We start from the raw sequence: 17,957 nt of genomic DNA on the forward strand, positions 1-17,957 counted from the left end.
CGCTAAGTAATATAGCGATGGTTATACTTTATTTAATATCTAATAATCTATGCTCATTTAAAGAGAGAGCATTCTTGTTAATCATGATTGCTACAGTTTTGAGGCGAACAAAATCTTCAGACATATACAAATAACCACCAAAACTATTTGAGTTTGTATCCCATGAGTTTTTGATAATATAGTAGAATACTCCGTCCTTCTCTGCCTTTCCAACAAGGTGCATTAGGTGATCATCAGTAGTTTTCTTATTATAGAAAGTAGTCTGTCTTGCCTTCTGAGATACATCAGTGCCTTTTGGAATGAAAGCGACCCCTTTGCTATGTTGGAACGTTTTTTCCGAAACATCCCCATCCCAAACAACGGAATATCCTTTTTCTAGAGCAACGTCTATAATATTCATAAAACGATCAATAGGAACGTTGTAATATTCTCCATTCTTCCAGTTGTCAGGGATCTCTAGGATAAATTTTTCATTGAAAGGATGATGAGTATAACTTGTAAGTTCGATATAATCATTCAATAGAATATTTAATGATGCAAGAAAGGATTTTGCTGTATAGTGCTTGCCTTCGTAATCAAAATAGGTTGGTTCCTTCCCGAAATATTGGTCCAATATATTGTCTGCTCTCATCAACCAATTGTCTTCAAGAACTTTCTTACTATTATCTTTATTTAGTTCAGCTGTAAGATCTTCTACTAACTTAGTATGGTTATGCACCTTACCATAGGTGTTTCCTTTAAAGGCACTCTGTGGAGTTAATCCTTTTTCTTGTATTGCATCGATTACATCGTGAGCCTGCCCTCCTTGACCAAAATTTGCCTTCCCTTGTCGAAGTACATAATTCTCAATTTTTTGGTGGTATGCCTCTTTTACCAAAAACATCTCAGATAGGTCTAACTCCTTATTTTGTGATTTTATAATTTCAGATTCAAGAAATGATACAGTAGAGAAGCACCAACAAGTCCCTGTTTTTTGTTGGTTTTTTACAGAAGTATTCTTTATATAATAGATGTTTTTATACTCATTGTTTTTATCCTTAGCATAAAGGCTGCTAGAGAAAGTTAAAAGAGTAGCAAATAGAAGTAAGATAGAATCTAGTCTTAATTGTTTCATTTTAAATTGTTTTATTATTTTGACCTTAGTCTTAATGGAAGTTTGTTCCAAACAAGTTGGTATGAATTATGAATATTATCAATAATAAAAGAGTCTGGAACATTTTCTATATCAGTAATTGTGTTCCAATGTTTCTTATTCATATGATATCCAGGCAATACAAAATTGTATGTTTCTCTCAATTGTATTGCTTCATCAGGATCACACTTTAGGTTTAACCGATGTGGATGTTTGAGTAGTAGAAGGGCGAATACTTTCTCATGTACCTTGAACACCAAGGTTGTTTCATCGAAAGGAAAGCATTCTGTAGCAAATGGTTTCGATACGCATATCTCTCGTATCTTTTCTATATCCATGATAAAAAGATGTTGTGGGTTAAACAGGTACGAATTGCAAAGTAATAAATAATTTATCTATTTAATGATGCTTTTTCGACGTGATTTAAAATATCGATTTTTTAAGTTAATTTTGCGCTACGTAAAGTTAAATATTACATAAATGCGGGATGATAAGATGGATGAATTGACAAGCTTAAATGTATTAATTGTAGATGATGAGCCAGTTAATGCAATTTTAATGAAAAGATTTCTAAAAGAGCTTGGGGTCGTTCCAGATATTGCAACCAATGCACATGATGCAATGGAATTTGTTAAGAAACGAGGAGAATATTTAGTGTTAATGGATTATATGTTACCTGGGACTTCTGGTATAGAGTTAGCTCATGAGTTGTTGGCTATTTCTCCTAATCTAAAGATAGCGGTACATAGTGCAATGGAGAATAACCTTATTACTGAAAGTATTGATAAAGGGTTATTTATCGGTTATGTGACTAAACCATTCAAAAGAGATAAGTTCCATAAAGAGATAACTCGATTATTTAATCGAATTAAAAGTCTAATGCGTTAAAAGCATCTTTGATATGGTATGGCTTTATAGGTTTTAAATCTGTATTGATAAATATTAGATCGAAGCGGATATTCTTTTGTGGATTATTTTCGAGGATATAGTATTCTGCCCCCATAATGATATTTCGTATTTTATGATGTGGAATTATTTCTCTTATGTCGATATTGCCCCATACCTTCCTATTTTTCACTTCTACAAACACTAGAGTGTCTTGATCAAGACATATTATATCAATCTCTTTGTGTTGTCCTCTCCAGTTTCGTTTTAGAATAATATAATTCTTCGATTGTAGATATTTTGCTGCAGCATTTTCTCCTTCTTTCCCCTTACCATTTTCGATACTCATTTTTTAAGCTACAACTTTAATCTTTATATATAGTTCATTTTTCTACAAGAAAAGTTTAATAATAGGAGATCGTATGTTGATTATTTTCTCTTTTAATACTAATATGACTACCTAAAATAATCGGGTTATTGTTACTGATATGCCCAATAGGAGCACCTAGAAATAAAGGAATATTGTGTTTGTTAGCTATCTCTAAGAATGTTTGTTCTATATCATAAGGCATTGGACTTGTACCTTCTTTGATATATGTGAAAGATCCAATAACTAGTGCTCTTATCTGATCAAATATCCCTGATACAGAAAACGATTCAAGCATTCGGTCAATATGGTAATGATATTCATCAATATCTTCGATGAAGAGAATTTTATCTGTATAATCGATATCATAAGGGGTCGATCTAAGAGAATATAAGATGGAAAGGTTTCCACCAACGACAGTCCCATGAATCTCTATATCTTGATTGTTGCGATCACTCTTCCATGATATCGTCTGCTTCACTCCTTGAAGAAGTTGGATTGTTTTTCTAGCCATCTTTTCGTTATCATTAAAAAGAGCGATCATTGGTGCATGGATAGATGCAATATCAAGATTATTACATTTTTGAAGAAATAATGTCACATCACTAAAGCCTATGATCCATTTAGGGTTCGATTGAAATCGATCCCAATTGGTTTGTTGAATGGTTCTTATCGCACCATATCCACCACGAGACATCCATATTACTTTTGCTTTAGGGTGGTCTAATGCCCACTGTAGATCCTTTGCTCTGTCTTCGTCTGTTCCAGCAAAAAGACCATTTTTATCATATACATGTTTACCTAATTCTACTTGAAATCCCTCCTCTTCTAAGAGTGAAATACCGAAATTTAATTGACAAGCAGTAACTGATCCTGCTGGAGAGATTACAAGAATAAGGTCATTTTTATCGAGTGGAAGAGGGTTATACATCGTTTTTTCTAGGTTTTTAGCATGAGATTGAAAATCATTCAAACCAAAAATAGAGAATTTTACTGTTTTTCGTTTGTACTGATTATCTTTGCAATTAATATATGGTGAATTGTTTACATTAAAAAAACAAATCAAGCCATAAAAAGATTGAGAAAGAAAAAAAACTATATATAAGATAGCAGAAGATGAAAGATTTTAAGAGAACACTGATTACATCTGCCTTGCCGTATGCAAATGGCCCTGTACATATTGGTCACCTTGCGGGAGTTTATGTTCCTGCAGATATTTATGCACGCTATCTACGAATGCAGGGACAAGATGTACTTTTTATTGGAGGATCGGATGAGCATGGTGTTCCAATTACCTTAAAAGCAAAAAATGAAGGAGTAACTCCTCAAGATATTGTGGATAAATACCACAACATCATTAAAAAAGCTTTTAGTGATTTCGGGATTTCTTTCGATGTTTACTCTCGTACGACGAGTAAAACCCATAAAGAGACTGCTTCAGAGTTCTTTAAAAAGCTTTATGAAGATGGAAAGTTTGTAGAAAAGACTACAGAACAGTACTATGATAAAGAGGCAAACCAATTCTTGGCTGACCGTTATATCATTGGTACATGTCCTAAATGTAGTAATGAGAAAGCTTATGGAGATCAGTGTGAAAGTTGTGGCTCTTCATTAAATGCAACAGATCTTATCAATCCGAAGTCGGTACTTAGTGGAGGGGATCTTGAATTGAAAGAGACTACTCATTGGTATCTTCCATTAGACCAGTATGAGCCTTGGTTGAAGGAGTGGATTCTTGAAGAGCACAAGGAATGGAAACCAAATGTTTACGGACAATGTAAATCATGGTTAGATGGAGGCCTTCATCCTCGTGCTGTAACTCGTGATCTTGATTGGGGAGTTCCTGTACCTGTGGAAGGTGCTGATGGAAAAGTTCTTTATGTATGGTTTGATGCACCGATTGGATATATCTCTGCTACCAAAGAGTGTACTCCTGATTGGGAGAAATACTGGAAAGACGAGGATACTAAAATGGTTCATTTCATTGGAAAGGATAATATTGTTTTCCACTGTATCATCTTCCCTTCTATGTTAAAAGCAGAAGGTTCTTATATTTTGCCAGAGAATGTTCCATCTAATGAGTTCTTGAATTTGGAAGGAGATAAGATATCTACTTCACGTAATTGGGCTGTTTGGTTGCATGAATATCTTGAAGATTTTCCTGGAAAAGAGGATGTCCTTAAATATGTTTTAACTGCCAATGCCCCTGAGACTAAAGACAACGACTTTACATGGAAAGATTTCCAAGCTCGCAACAACAACGAGTTGGTTGCAGTATTTGGTAATTTCGTGAACAGAGCGATGGTTTTAACTCAAAAGTATTATAATGGAGTGGTTCCTGCATTAGGTGAAAGAACAGATTTCGACAACGAGGTTATTGGTTTGATGAAAGGTTTCCGTGCGAAGATAGACAAGTCTATCGAAAACTATCGATTTAGAGAAGCACTTAAGGAGGCGATGGAATTGGCTCGTCTTGGAAATAAATATCTGGCTGATAGCGAACCTTGGAAAGTTGTTAAAACGGATGAGAAGCGAGTGGAGACAATTATGAATATTTGTATTCAGATCACTGCAAACCTAACGATTGCTTTTGAACCATTCATGCCAAAGACGACAGAAAAGCTTAGAGGTTTCTTAAATATATCTCCACTACAATGGAACCAATTAGGGGATATGGAATTAATTTCTGCTGGACATGTCGTGAACAAACCAGAGCTTCTATTTGAGAAAATTGAAGATGTGGCTATTCAAAAACAAGTGGACAAACTTCTTGAGACAAAGAAAGCAAATGAAATTGCTCAAGCTGAAATTTCTCCAGTAAAAGAGAATATTCAATTTGATGATTTCACAAAGATGGACATTCGTATAGGAACCATTGTAGAAGCTACGAAAGTCGCTAAAACGAAGAAGTTATTAAAACTAACAGTAGATACAGGTATTGACACTAGAACAGTAGTATCTGGTATTGCTGAATATTATAAGCCAGAAGATGTGGTTGGTAAGCAAGTATCTATTTTGGTTAACTTAGCGCCAAAAACATTAAAAGGAATTGAGTCACAAGGAATGATCCTCATGGCAGAAAATGCGGATGGTACACTATCTTTTGTGTCTCCTGATGCCACTTTAAAGAATGGAAGTGAGATTCGATAATCTCCTTCTAAAAGTCAATTTAAAAGCACTATATCTTTCAATAGGTATAGTGCTTTTTTCTTTATTGAATTTTTTTTGACCACAATGATAAGTTGTGGTATTCTGTTTGAATATGTTGAGTAAGAAGATCTGCTTCTTTCGGAATGAAGGCAGGGATTGAACTTATTTGATAGAGCCCCTCTTCGTTTTCATTCATATGAAACATTGTTGGGGCTACCTTTTCTAGTTTATTTAAAACATTAAGAGCATTGGTCTTATTACGAAAAGACCCTGCCATAATTTTGATTGTTGGTTGCACAGGGGGGATTGTTGGCTCCACAAACCTAATATCCATATTTGCTTCGTTAGGGGATATGGAGTCTTTTGTGATTGCTTTGGGAACAAAAAGAGCCAAGCATAGTATTGCAGCAATCGAGATGTGACTTAAGGATATTTTTGGTTTCCAATGTGTATGCAACGAATGATATACATCGATTCTACTTTGTGCTTTTTGTTCGTCTGAACTTAGTCTAACATTATTTAACCCAAAATTATCTGTTTCGAGTATCGATTTTGTTGAGACCATTTTCATGGATATATATCCATCTTTTGTCATATATAAAGTGCCTATACAATCAAAGAATATCTCTTCTCCTTTGGTTAAATGACGATAACACCATTGGTTCCAATCAGACAGAAGTCTACTCGCCTGGTGAAAATCTATTTTTTCATTATTACCTATGAGATGTGCTAGTGTTCCATCATTCTGTATGATTTGGTTGTTGAACGAAATAATCTTGTGAGGTGCTTCTAATGTATTCTCAACAGAGTTCCATTTTGCAGGAATTTGTTGTACAATTAAGGCACCAATATTGGGAATAACAATACAATTGTTCTTTTCAAGCCAAATATGAATTGATTTCTCTATTCTCATAGATTACTATTTTCAGATGGTCAAACTATTTGTAATGAGATGACTATATCTTCTCATTATTCTATTTTATTATACTTTAAAGACATTCTTCTAACGATAAAAAGTCTACGAATGTTCAAAAGTATTCATTTCTTAGATTATTACGAAAGAAAGATCTACATCTTGAATATAAAATATTTACATTTGTAATTCACTGTATATACAATGTTAAAAATTAAACCAATGAAAAAGCAAGTATTGGTCACCGGAGGTGTGGGATATATCGGATCTCATACAGTTGTTGAACTTCAAAATGAAGGATTCGAGGTGTTTATCGTAGACAATCTTTCTAATTCAAACATTGAAGTTCTTGATAGGATTGAAAAAATTACAGGGATTCGTCCACATTTCGAGGAGTTTGATTTGTGTGATAGAACAAAAGTTCAAGCGTACTTCCAAAAACATGAAAATCTAGAAGCAATCATTCATTTTGCTGCAAGTAAAGCGGTAGGTGAATCGGTTGAAAAGCCATTGTTGTATTATAGAAACAACTTGGTGTCTCTAATGAACCTTCTAGAGGCAATGGATCAGTATAATGTACCAAGTATTGTTTTCTCATCTTCTTGTACTGTGTATGGTCAGCCTGAAGTATTGCCAGTAACTGAAGAGGCTCCTATTCAAGAGGCTACTTCTCCTTATGGTAATACAAAACAGATTTGTGAAGAGATTCTTCATGATTCTATTTCTGCTTATAATGGCTCTGTAAGAGGTATTGCATTGCGTTATTTTAACCCTATTGGAGCACATGCTACAGCTGAAATAGGTGAGCTTCCTGTTGGAGTTCCTCAAAACTTGGTACCTTATATCACTCAGACTGCTGCAGGTCTTCGTGATGAGCTAAGTATTTTTGGTGAGGATTATGACACAGCGGACGGAACTGCTGTTAGAGATTATATTCACGTGGTAGATTTAGCAAAGGCTCACGTTGTTGCAATTCGCCGTTTGGTTGAAGAGAATAATAAGAAACCATTAGAGTTCTTCAATATTGGAACGGGAACAGGTCTTACCGTTCTTCAATTGGTTCAAGCTTTTGAGAAAGTGACAGGAAAACCATTGAACTATAAGATCGTTGGTCGTCGTGCTGGAGATATCGAAAAAGTATGGGCTGAGACTACTTTTGCGAATGAAGAGCTAGGTTGGAAAGCTGAAAGCTCTGTAGAGGAGACTTTGGCATCTGCTTGGATTTGGGAAAAGAAAATTCGTAACCTAGACTAAGAGATTCTATTCTTATATAAAAAACGCTTTAAGTAATTCTTAAAGCGTTTTTTATTTATTGTTATCTGTTGAAAAGACCATTTATTTGAGCATCGATCTTGTCGATAATCCCACTTAAGTCTTCAGGGTTGTTTGCGAAATCGATATCATCCACATCAATTATTAACAGATTTCCGAGCTTGTAACCATTGATCCAATTGTTGTACTTCTCATTCAGTTGTGTCAAATAGTCTATACGAATGGAGTTTTCATAATCACGTCCTCTTTTTTGAATCTGTTGAACAAGATTAGGAATAGAAGATCGAAGATAGATAAGAAGATCTGGTGGTTGAACCATTCTGCTCATCAATTTAAAAAGAGAACTATAGTTTGAGAAATCTCTTGTTGGCATCAATCCCATTTGGTGTAGGTTGGGAGCAAAAATCTCTGCATCCTCATAAATAGTACGATCCTGTATTACAGTTTTTCCTGTCTCTCTAATGTCAAGGACCTGATTAAAACGACTATTTAAGAAATATACTTGAAGATTGAATGACCATCTATGCATATCGTCATAGAAATCGCTTAGATACGGGTTGTCGTCAGCATCTTCAAAATGAGCTTCCCAATTGTAATGTTTTGCTAATAATCCTGTTAATGTTGTTTTTCCGGAACCGATATTTCCAGCAATTGCAATATGCATATCGTCTTTATAAATAGTTAATTTGGTGTAAAATTATAAATCTATATTAAAATCTTAGGTTTGCTGCTCCAATAAAATAATTTGTTCGATGAAAAAACGTTCGTTAGACAGTTTTATTATCTTATTTTGTCCTCCAATTTTCCCCTTTTGGTCACACCATCTCCAAAAACTATTGTTTTTTATATGGAATATCTCTGGGGGATTTAAAGTAGTGTCTTTATAACGTTTGGCTTCATAATCAGAGTTAATCTCTTGGAGCGCTTTGTCTAATGACACCTTAAATTGTTCGATACTATTCGGTTCTTTTTCAAATTCAATAGCCCATTGGTGATGTCCTTTCTCTTTATCCGTAAAGAAAACAGGTGCCGCAGTAAACTCTTTCACCTCCGCTCCCGTTAACTTGCATGCTTTGTCCATTGCATAAAGAGCATTTTCAATAATAACCTCTTCACCGAAAGCATTCATAAAGTGCTTTGTACGACCAGTGATTTTTATTCTATATGGATGGGTCGATGTGAATTTTATTGTGTCGCCAATAATGTATCTCCAAAGTCCCCCATTGGTTGAAATAACCAATGCATAGTTTTTATCTTTCTCTACATCGGCTAAAGTAATGGTGTCTGATTCTGTTCCACAATATTGATCCATGGGAATAAATTCATAGAATATCCCAAGATCAATCATAAGCAACATATCGTCTCTAGAGAACACATCTTGTATTGCAAAAAATCCCTCCGAAGCATTATACGTCTCGAGATAGTGCATCTTTTCTGATGGAAAGATCTTCTTATACTGCTCTCTGTATGGAGTAAATGAGATCCCGCCGTGAACAAACAGCTCCATATTGGGCCATATTTCGTGGATATTGGCTGCCCCAGTCTTCTCTATGATTCGTTGAAATAAGACAAGATACCACGAAGGAACGCCCGCAAACGCAGTAACATCCTCTTTGATAGAGTGTTTGATGATTTGTTCTACTTTCTGATCAAACTCCTCTATTAATGCTACTTCTCTTGATGGAGTCCTGTATAAATCGGTCCAAAAAGGAAGGTTCTCTAGCATCACAGCAGAGAGGTCTCCAATATTGACCCCATCATTGATACAAGAAACTCGGTGACTTCCCCCTAGAGTGAGTGTTCTTCCTCCTAAAACATTATTTTGGGGATTGTTCCTAAAGTATATAGACTGAATATCTTTAGATGCCCTATAGTGACAATTTTCTAAAGAATCAGAGGTGATCGGAATAAATTTACTTTTGCTGTGTGTTGTCCCAGAGGATTTTGCAAACCATTCTGTTTTTCCTGGCCACAACACATTCTCTTCGCCTTTTATTATACGATCTACATAAGGTTTTATATCTTCGTAAAATTGAAGTGGTATGCGAGATTTAAAATCTTGATAGGTAGAGATCGAGGAAAATTGGTATTTATTTCCCCACCACGTGTGTTTTGCTCTATCCAACAGCTGTAGAAACATATATCCTTGTATCTCTTCTGAATGGTGAGTATATCGATCTATCTCTTCAATTCGCCTTGAATTAAACCAACTTAATATTGTCTGAAGTATTGCCATGAGCACGAACATCTTGGTTTATATTTTTAAAGATATTAAAAAATAACGAATCTGAATGACTATAAGTTTTAATGAATTGAATTATAATTTATGAATATTATTGATGCAATCTTAGGTGTGTTCTTAGTTTATGGAACTTATCAAGGGTACAAAAAAGGTTTTATTGTTGAGATCGCAACCTTTCTTGCCCTCTTTGTCGGAATTTTTGGTTCAGCTTCTCTCTCAGAATTAACGGAAGGAGTGCTTGTGGATCAACTTAATTGGCACTCTGAATTTGTAGGTCTAATCTCTTTTGTTGTGACTTTTGTATTGCTTGTGTTGGGAGTACATCTTTTGGCGAAACTGCTTACCAAGCTTGCAGATGTTGTTATTTTGGGCTCTGTAAACTATATCGCAGGGGCAGTATTTGCATTGATTAAGGTCGCTTTTATCTTAAGTCTTCTGATGGTCGTTGTAGAGAAGTTTAAACCCATAGACGATATGGTAGACAACCAAACAAAAAAGAGTTCTAAGTTGTATAAGCCGATCAAAATGTTTGCTCCTAGTGTCCTTCCAATGCTTGAAGATATTGATCCTAAAGAGGAGTGGGAAAAGCAACAGAAGACAATCCAAGATACCGTTGATAAAACAAAGAAAGAAGTTTCGAAGGTCAAAAAGAAGGTCAAAAAGTCTGTGGATGAGAATATAGATTTTGACGATCTATAACGAGTCCTTACCTCTCTTATGAGAAGGAGTGCTCTTTAGAGAGATGTCTTGGTATTGAAACGAAATGATTATCTTTGCGATAAAAGAAATACTATAAATATGAACTTTGTAGAAGAGTTAAAATGGAGAGGCATGATTCATGATATCATGCCTGGAACCGAAGAACAATTAAAGAAAGAGATGACGTCTGCATATGTAGGTATTGATCCTACTGCTGACTCTTTACATATTGGACACTTGGTTGGGGTAATGATGTTGAAGCATCTTCAGAATGCTGGTCACCAACCTATTGTTTTAGTAGGGGGTGCTACTGGTATGATCGGCGATCCTTCTATGAAATCACAGGAGCGTAACCTGCTTGATGAAACCACATTGCGTCATAATCAAGATTGTTTGAAAAAACAATTAGAAAGACTGCTAGATTTTTCTGAGGACAAAGAGAATAAAGCTGAAATGGTTAACAATTACGATTGGATGAAAGAGTTCTCTTTTTTATCTTTTATTCGTGATATTGGAAAGCATATTACAGTAAACTATATGATGAGTAAAGATTCTGTAAAGAAGCGTTTGGACAGTAGCAATAAGTCTGGACTATCTTTTACAGAGTTCACTTATCAATTAGTTCAAGGTACCGATTTCTTACACCTATATCGTGAGCATAACTGCAAGCTTCAGATGGGTGGTAGCGATCAATGGGGAAACATTACTACAGGAACTGAACTTATTCGCCGTATCGATAGAGGGGAAGCATTTGCTTTAACTTGTCCTCTTATTACAAAAGCGGATGGAAAGAAGTTTGGAAAAACAGAAAGTGGGAATGTTTGGTTAGACTCAGATAGAACTACTCCTTATGCCTTCTACCAATTCTGGCTGAATACATCGGATGACGATGCAGAGAAGTATATTAAGATATTCACCATGTTGTCACAAGAAGAGGTGTCTGCTTTGGTTGCTGAACATCAAGAAGCGCCTCATCGTCGTGTCCTACAACAGCGTTTGGCTAAAGAGGTGACTATCATGGTTCACTCAGAAGAGGAGTATAATGCAGCTGTAGAAGCTTCAGCGATCCTTTTCGGTATAGGAACCCAAGAGCAGCTACAGAATTTAGACGAAAGAACTTTCTTAGCCGTATTTGAGGGAGTACCTCAGTTTAAAGTATCTGCTGACTTGATCAAAGCTGGTGTGGATGTAGTGGCATTGCTTTCTGAACATGCAGAGATCTTCCCTTCTAAAGGAGAACTTCGTCGTAGCATTAAAGGAAACGGTGTAAGTATCAATAAACAAAAAGTGGCATCTCCTGAGATGATTATTGATCCTTCTCAATTGATCGCAGACAAATATATTCTTGCTCAAAAAGGAAAGAAAAACTACTTCCTTATTATTGCAGAATAACAAAAAATAATCCACGTTGTGGAATAAAACAGAAAAGCGGCAAGGTCCTATCCTTAGCCGCTTTTTTATTTTGTAAATGAATATATTTAGCTCTAATTTTACACTTGCTTCTTCTTTCTTCTTTCAATAAATGTTTGAATACCGAACACCAAAATGGTTGTGATACATGCTTGAGCAATTAGACCTATTACTGCTGACTTATCTAAGACAGTATGCATAGCAAATTTTTGAATGGCTATATCCGATATCAAGAAAGCGATAAAGAATACAAGATACTTTAAATTTTTCATAAGGTATTTAAATTAGTTTAAATGAATAATCTAATCCCAATGGGATAAAATTTGATTTATTGCACTATAAGCACTTCCTGATACTCCACCTCCTACAATTGCTCCACCATACGCAACTTGTCCTAGAGCAGGTATTACATTCACCACAAATGCCCCTACAGCTGCCCCTCCAGCACCAGCAACATCCCCTTTACCTACAGATTTCCAACTGAACCAACCTTTTTTTCTTTTGTTTCCTTGTAACTTATCTGCCCATAAGGTTAAGTTCTTACTCCAATATTCTGCTGAGTTTTTAGCAACCTCAAGGCTAACTAGTAGAGGTTGAGCATCTTCTTGTTTTAATGTGGTTCGGATTTCGTTTTGAAGAGAAGTACATTCGTTAACAAATACATTAGGGTCATCAGTATTAGCATATAATTCATCAATCTTTTCAAAATAACTGATCTGCTCAAGAGATAACTTCCTTTGATATTTACTGATAAGGTCTAATATAGGACTCTTAGTAGCTTTCTTTTTTCTTTTACGGATTGAATTCTCATATTCAGAAATAATATCTTTTGTTGCAGTCATTGCATATTTATAACCATACTCTGGAATATTGTTATGATAAAATTGACTTAAGTTTCTTAGTAAAAAGGATTTACTATCGAAAGTAGATTTTCTATTCATGTTAATTTGGCTGTAGATATAATCAAGTCCTTGATTATGTTTCACTCCAATACTCTTGATTTGCTTACTAGTAAGAATAATGTCTTGTTTAGGTAAAACTTCATTCTTTTCTTTTTTACAGGAAAACAAGGATAATGAAAATAGAATGTAAAGTGTTAAACGACAACTAACTTTCTGATACTTTCTGATACTTCATAATGATGTAATTAATGTTAATAAAGATAAATATAACAAAATAATAAATAATTTTACTTTGTGTTTTACTTTTTTTATTTGCATCTATTACTCTAGTTTCCAAAGAATAATAAAGATAGGCTTGCTTAGTGTTCAGTGTTTCGATGTAAAAAATCGAAATTAAATAGGTGGTTTCTTTTTGAATATTTCGTATTTGATTGGAGGATATTTTTGTAGGAGTAATGAAAGGCTGAATAAAAAAAATTGTACATTATGTAAATAAAAAATAACTACTATGAAATATCACTTCCCAATAAATTGGAGAGAATTATTGAATACAATCGTGTATTTGATAATACTTTGTAATGCTTTCTTTAATTCGAACAACTGGTACACTATCGATAGTAAAAGAGGAATATTTAATTTGATCCTGTTTAATGGTTATGCAATTTGTTTGGCTATAAATAATGGCTACCGTATTTACCACCGTAAAAAACAGGGCAGATCTATTCATTATGTGAACATTCTATATTTTACCTTTGCGATCCTATATTTATTGGCAACATCGGTATTCCTACTAAAGACTTTTTTGTAGAATGCTATATTGGATAGACATAATGGGGGGCATTTTTAGCTGTTCTTTATGAGAACAAAAGGTGTTGTCTCATTTCATTTGTTCTCATCCTTCACAAAATAAGACATAAATTAGTCCATTAATATTATACTAGAACCACCATCGTAAAGAATCAAATAGAATGATTCAGAACGTGGATTTTATGATATAGAATGTTTTAGATTTGGTAATTTGTATTATTCATGAATATCTGTCAGATGATGGAGATATCAATCTTACATTGGGTTATTGCTTGAATCTAGTTTGAAGATATATTAATGGATAGTATTAATCAAGGTCGTGAAATATCTAGATCGTACTTACACACTTTTCAGGACTGTGTTTCTTTCTTAGTGATTCCCTCTCTTTTTCTAACATTCATAAGTATTTTAAAAAAGAATGGTTCGAATATAATTCGTATATCATATACCGTTGAGATATAACTTCGTTAGGGTTTGGTTACTCTAGGGGTAACTGAAGGGTAACCAATCCCTAACCAAAGGGTATCCGAAGTAGGGAACAAACATGAACAAAGTGATTCATGGGTTTGGATAACAGAATAGAGAATGTCCTCTTGTCAACTCTTAAAACGGTCTTTAAGAACCTCTTTTTAGTCTTTAATTTTTATGATCTCCTATAAACATTCTTACTATATGACTGTTAAATAAATATCTTCCGTAGTTTTTTTACGGCAACTTGATATCTTTGTACTGTGGTTTAATATTCTAGAGAGTACAATGTATTTATTATTTAATTTAATATAGATCGATATGCTTAAGAGGTTCACAGTAAATGGTTTTAAAAGTTTTAAAGATACTTTTGTGTTTGAACTAGATAAGCCCAACGGTTATAATTTTAATACGACCTGTGTAAAAAATGGGGTTATTAATCATGCAATAGTGTATGGACGTAATGCGGTCGGAAAGTCTAATTTAGGACTCGCCATATTTGATATTGTGAGTCACTTAACAGATAAAGAGAGTAAAAATTATTTATATAATAATTATCTCAATGCAGAGAATGATTTGGGGTATGCGACATTTGAGTATCTATTTGAATTTGAGGGAGTAGAAGTGCGTTACTGTTACACGAAAAAAAATTACAATAAACTTATTTATGAAGCGCTTTATTTAGATGGAAAATTGATGGCTTTGTCTGATTTATTACAGAAAATTGTTCATTTCAAAGGAACTGAAAATCTAAATAAAGATATAATTGAAGGACTTTCCATTGTTAAATACATAAAATCAAATACAACATTAAGAGACACAAAGGAGAAAAAGGTGTTTGATATGTTTTTATCCTATATAGATCGAATGCTTTTCTTCAGATCTTTAGAAGATCGTGTATATCTTGGATTAGAAGTTGGTACTAAGAATATTAATGAAGATATTATTGATAAGGGACATGTTCAAGACCTTGAATTGTTTTTACAAACAGCAGGTGTTGATTGTAAACTCAAAGAAAAGGTCGAATCGAATGAAAAAGTGATTGCTTTTGATTTTGGAGAAGGTAGGGATATAAATCTTTTTCATGTGGCATCCCAAGGAACGAGAGCATTGGTTCTATTTTACTACTGGCTTCAACGTCTGAGAGAAGAATCGACAGTGTCTTTTCTCTTTATTGATGAATTTGATGTGTTCTATCATCATGATCTATCTGAGTTTATTGTGAAAGAGTTGAAGAATATAGGAATACAGTTTATCTTAACAACACATAATACCTCTATAATGACGAATGATCTATTGCGTCCAGATTGTTACTTCGTCATGAATAGTCAAAAGATTAAGTCTCTTCCTAATTTGACAAAAAAAGAGTTAAGAGAAGCGCATAATTTGTCCAAAATATATAGTGCGGGAGGTTTTGATGTCAAGTGAGGTATTTATTTTGGTTGAGGGTGATGACTTAGAGTGGCAAATAATTGACAGCCTAAAAACATGTTTCTATAATGATCTTAATATAAAATTAAAAAGTAAGGTTATTCTTATTGGAGCATTTGGAACTAGTATCTATGGGCTTTATAAAGAGACTTCTAATGATCCAGATCTAGATTTATTTGGTTTAATAAAAGAGAAAGGTCGAAAAAAAATAGATGATTTAGAAAATGAACGATTAAAGAATAATAAACAATCATTTAGTGAAAAACAGCAGAAAATAGTTGATCATATTAAAAATCTATTAGAATATAAGGTAGCCAATGTATCAGAAGTATTTCTGTTTTTTGATTATGACAGCCATTGCACTAATGCTGATGATCTTAAAATAGACAATATGTTAAAACTTTTTAATGAAGAAACTGAATTCGGTAAATTATATCTAAGTTACCCAATGGTTGAAGCAATAAAGCATATAGATAATGATTGTTTTAAAGATAAAGTGGATATTGCTGAAAAATGCTACAAAACTAAAGTGAATAGAACTTGCTTGGAAGAATATAAACACTTTAATGATTATGATATAAACACTTGGAGGCGGATAATTAAATTACATTTGCAGAAAATGAATTATATAGTTAATGATATCTATGATCTGCCGAGTAATAATATATCACAAAGAATGATCTTTAAATGTCAGAAAACGAAGTATATCGATAAATTGCGAGAAGATTGTAAAGTTGTTGCTGTATTAAGTGCTTTCCCTCCTTTTTTATATGATTATTTTACTGATGATGTTAGATCTATATTTATAGGATAATTTTTTTATTATGAAAGGCAACCCTAATAGGATTGCCTTTCATAAATTATTAAGGATGTGTAAGATTACTTCTTCACACGCTCATTGTAGTTTCCGTCAGCAGTGCTAATTTTGATAACATCTCCTTCGTTGATGAAAAGAGGTACCATAATTTCAGCTCCAGTCTCGATGTTGCAACGCTTCAATGCAGTAGAAGATGCAGTGTTTCCTTTTTCACCAGGTTCTGCATAAGTTACCAACATTTCAACATAAGTAGGCATCTCTAGAGTTAAAGGGGTTTCTGTCTCAGCATGGAAGTTGATTTCCACAACTTGTCCCTCTTTGATAAGACCCGGATTGTTCACAAATTCTTCTTCGATAGAAACTTGCTCGAAAGTCTCAGTATGCATGAAGTTGAACCCCATATCATCTTTATATAAGAATTGATAAGGACGACGCTCTACTCTTACAGTGTTTACTTTAACTCCTGCATTGAATGTATTTTCGATGACACGACCTGTCTTTACATTTTTAAGTTTTGTTCTTACAAACGCTGCACCTTTACCTGGTTTCACGTGTTGAAATTGTACGATCTGAAAAAGTTGACCGTTGTGCTCGATGCACATACCATTTTTAAAATCAGCAGTAGATGCCATTGGTATAAAATTTATAAGGTTTACTATCTAAATAATTATTTTCCTAAGATATTCTTTTTTGATTGAGTTACCACGAAATCTTTTAGATAGAAAGGTTCAAAATATGCAATATCTTCAAACTCCTCCTTCTTAAATTTCTCTTCAGCAATTGGTGCAAAGTATGCACTAGATGCTTTAATATCTCCTTTCAAAATAGCATTTGGATGGTCTAATTCATCCTTACACTTGTCCACTCCATTACCAACAAATACTACAGGATGATTGTCTAGTATATCACGATAGCTTTCGTTGTCAATGATGTCGGCAGCAATATTGCGATGTATTATATTTTGTGCATCATAGAATGCTGCAAAAACTTCCATACGACGTGCATCGATAAGAGAAGCAAACAGTGTTTCATCCTTTTTCTCAATAGAGGTATCTGTGGCAGCATGGTGTGCCATTGCTTGAAGCGTACTGATTGAGATTAGAGGAATTTGGGCTCCGTAGCAGATTCCTTTTGCTGCGGATACACCGATTCGAAGACCAGTATAACTGCCTGGACCTGAAGAAATAGCAACTGCATCAAGATTAGTGGCCTTGATATCTGCCTCTTTAAAAATATCTTCAATAAAAACTGTAAGAAGGTTTGCATGGTTCAGCCCTTCTTTATTCTCTTTGATATGTGTAACAACACCATCTTGAGAGAGAGATACAGAGCAAACTTCTGTAGCAGTTTCAATATTTAAAATCAATGCCATAATGAGTTGTTTTTTGCAAAGATGACAAAAATATGACAAAAGTGTATCACTTAGGTAAATAGATATTGTAATTAAGTTTTATAATAGCTC

At 34.2% G+C, this 17,957-nt stretch carries 18 protein-coding genes; 7 read left to right on the forward strand and 11 right to left on the reverse strand.

All coding sequences use genetic code 11. The annotated features are described in order from the left end of the window. Positions 1 to 28: 28 nt before the first annotated feature. Both K4L44_16770 and K4L44_16775 read right to left on the reverse strand, forming a co-directional pair. On the reverse strand, positions 29 to 1,114 hold the full coding sequence (locus K4L44_16770; GenBank protein QZE14153.1) for a C1 family peptidase: 1,086 nt from the start codon (positions 1,112 to 1,114) through the stop codon (positions 29 to 31). A gap of 14 nt (positions 1,115 to 1,128) precedes the next feature. Continuing rightward, positions 1,129 to 1,470, reverse strand: a complete 342-nt coding sequence (locus tag K4L44_16775) for an MmcQ/YjbR family DNA-binding protein (GenBank protein QZE14154.1) — start codon at positions 1,468 to 1,470, stop codon at positions 1,129 to 1,131. A gap of 142 nt (positions 1,471 to 1,612) precedes the next feature. Between K4L44_16775 and K4L44_16780 the strand changes: the two genes are divergently transcribed. Continuing rightward, positions 1,613 to 2,020 (forward strand): response regulator, encoded by a 408-nt coding sequence (locus K4L44_16780; protein QZE14155.1) that lies wholly within the window; start codon positions 1,613 to 1,615, stop codon positions 2,018 to 2,020. Here K4L44_16780 and K4L44_16785 read toward each other — a convergent pair. Both K4L44_16785 and K4L44_16790 read right to left on the reverse strand, forming a co-directional pair. After that, on the reverse strand, positions 2,001 to 2,366 hold the full coding sequence (locus K4L44_16785) for a YraN family protein (GenBank protein QZE14156.1): 366 nt from the start codon (positions 2,364 to 2,366) through the stop codon (positions 2,001 to 2,003). The genes K4L44_16780 and K4L44_16785 overlap by 20 nt on opposite strands. 55 nt (positions 2,367 to 2,421) lie before the next feature. Continuing rightward, the gene (locus K4L44_16790) at positions 2,422 to 3,357 is read right to left on the reverse strand and encodes an LD-carboxypeptidase (protein ID QZE14157.1); all 936 of its coding nucleotides are present in this window, start codon (positions 3,355 to 3,357) and stop codon (positions 2,422 to 2,424) included. A 143-nt stretch (positions 3,358 to 3,500) separates the two neighbouring features. Here K4L44_16790 and metG point away from each other — a divergent pair, with 143 nt between their 5' ends. Then, a complete protein-coding gene (gene metG / locus K4L44_16795) occupies positions 3,501 to 5,534 on the forward strand; it encodes a methionine--tRNA ligase (GenBank protein QZE14158.1) in 2,034 nt (677 codons plus the stop codon). Positions 5,535 to 5,595: 61 nt separating this feature from the next. On the opposite strand, the gene K4L44_16800 is transcribed toward metG, so the two are convergent. After that, a complete protein-coding gene (locus tag K4L44_16800; GenBank protein QZE14159.1) occupies positions 5,596 to 6,447 on the reverse strand; it encodes a hypothetical protein in 852 nt (283 codons plus the stop codon). A gap of 222 nt (positions 6,448 to 6,669) precedes the next feature. On the opposite strand from K4L44_16800, the gene galE reads away from it, so the two are divergent. Next, positions 6,670 to 7,701 carry a UDP-glucose 4-epimerase GalE gene (galE, locus tag K4L44_16805; GenBank protein ID QZE14160.1) on the forward strand — a complete coding sequence of 344 codons (1,032 nt, stop codon included), beginning with the start codon at positions 6,670 to 6,672 and terminating at the stop codon, positions 7,699 to 7,701. A 61-nt stretch (positions 7,702 to 7,762) separates the two neighbouring features. Here the strand turns inward: galE and K4L44_16810 are convergent, their stop codons facing one another. Further along, positions 7,763 to 8,383: a deoxynucleoside kinase gene (locus K4L44_16810; protein QZE14161.1), complete on the reverse strand. Its 621-nt coding sequence runs from the start codon at positions 8,381 to 8,383 to the stop codon at positions 7,763 to 7,765. Between the two features lie 54 nt (positions 8,384 to 8,437). Next, on the reverse strand, positions 8,438 to 9,955 hold the full coding sequence (locus tag K4L44_16815; protein ID QZE14162.1) for a GH3 auxin-responsive promoter family protein: 1,518 nt from the start codon (positions 9,953 to 9,955) through the stop codon (positions 8,438 to 8,440). Between the two features lie 90 nt (positions 9,956 to 10,045). Here K4L44_16815 and K4L44_16820 point away from each other — a divergent pair, with 90 nt between their 5' ends. Both K4L44_16820 and tyrS read left to right on the forward strand, forming a co-directional pair. Further along, the gene (locus K4L44_16820) at positions 10,046 to 10,660 is read left to right on the forward strand and encodes a CvpA family protein (protein ID QZE14163.1); all 615 of its coding nucleotides are present in this window, start codon (positions 10,046 to 10,048) and stop codon (positions 10,658 to 10,660) included. Positions 10,661 to 10,759: 99 nt separating this feature from the next. Then, entirely contained in the window at positions 10,760 to 12,052 is a 1,293-nt protein-coding gene (gene tyrS / locus K4L44_16825) for a tyrosine--tRNA ligase (protein ID QZE14164.1), read from the forward strand. 98 nt (positions 12,053 to 12,150) lie between these two features. On the opposite strand, the gene K4L44_16830 is transcribed toward tyrS, so the two are convergent. Continuing rightward, positions 12,151 to 12,342, reverse strand: a complete 192-nt coding sequence (locus K4L44_16830; GenBank protein QZE14165.1) for a hypothetical protein — start codon at positions 12,340 to 12,342, stop codon at positions 12,151 to 12,153. 30 nt (positions 12,343 to 12,372) lie between these two features. Next, complete coding sequence (locus tag K4L44_16835; protein QZE14166.1) at positions 12,373 to 13,011, reverse strand: hypothetical protein; 639 nt, start codon at positions 13,009 to 13,011, stop codon at positions 12,373 to 12,375. A gap of 1,557 nt (positions 13,012 to 14,568) precedes the next feature. On the opposite strand from K4L44_16835, the gene K4L44_16840 reads away from it, so the two are divergent. Beyond that, the gene (locus K4L44_16840; protein ID QZE14167.1) at positions 14,569 to 15,675 is read left to right on the forward strand and encodes an AAA family ATPase; all 1,107 of its coding nucleotides are present in this window, start codon (positions 14,569 to 14,571) and stop codon (positions 15,673 to 15,675) included. Further along, entirely contained in the window at positions 15,665 to 16,492 is an 828-nt protein-coding gene (locus K4L44_16845; protein QZE14168.1) for a hypothetical protein, read from the forward strand. The genes K4L44_16840 and K4L44_16845 overlap by 11 nt, the downstream gene beginning before the upstream one ends. A 65-nt stretch (positions 16,493 to 16,557) precedes the next feature. On the opposite strand, the gene efp is transcribed toward K4L44_16845, so the two are convergent. After that, positions 16,558 to 17,127, reverse strand: coding sequence for an elongation factor P (gene efp / locus K4L44_16850; protein QZE14169.1), 570 nt, complete (start codon positions 17,125 to 17,127; stop codon positions 16,558 to 16,560). Between the two features lie 35 nt (positions 17,128 to 17,162). Further along, complete coding sequence (tsaB, locus tag K4L44_16855) at positions 17,163 to 17,867, reverse strand: tRNA (adenosine(37)-N6)-threonylcarbamoyltransferase complex dimerization subunit type 1 TsaB (protein ID QZE14170.1); 705 nt, start codon at positions 17,865 to 17,867, stop codon at positions 17,163 to 17,165. Positions 17,868 to 17,957: the final 90 nt, after the last annotated feature.

The sequence above is a fragment of the Prolixibacteraceae bacterium genome (genome assembly GCA_019720755.1).
GTDB classification, from domain to species: Bacteria; Bacteroidota; Bacteroidia; order Bacteroidales; family Prolixibacteraceae; genus Halosquirtibacter; species Halosquirtibacter laminarini.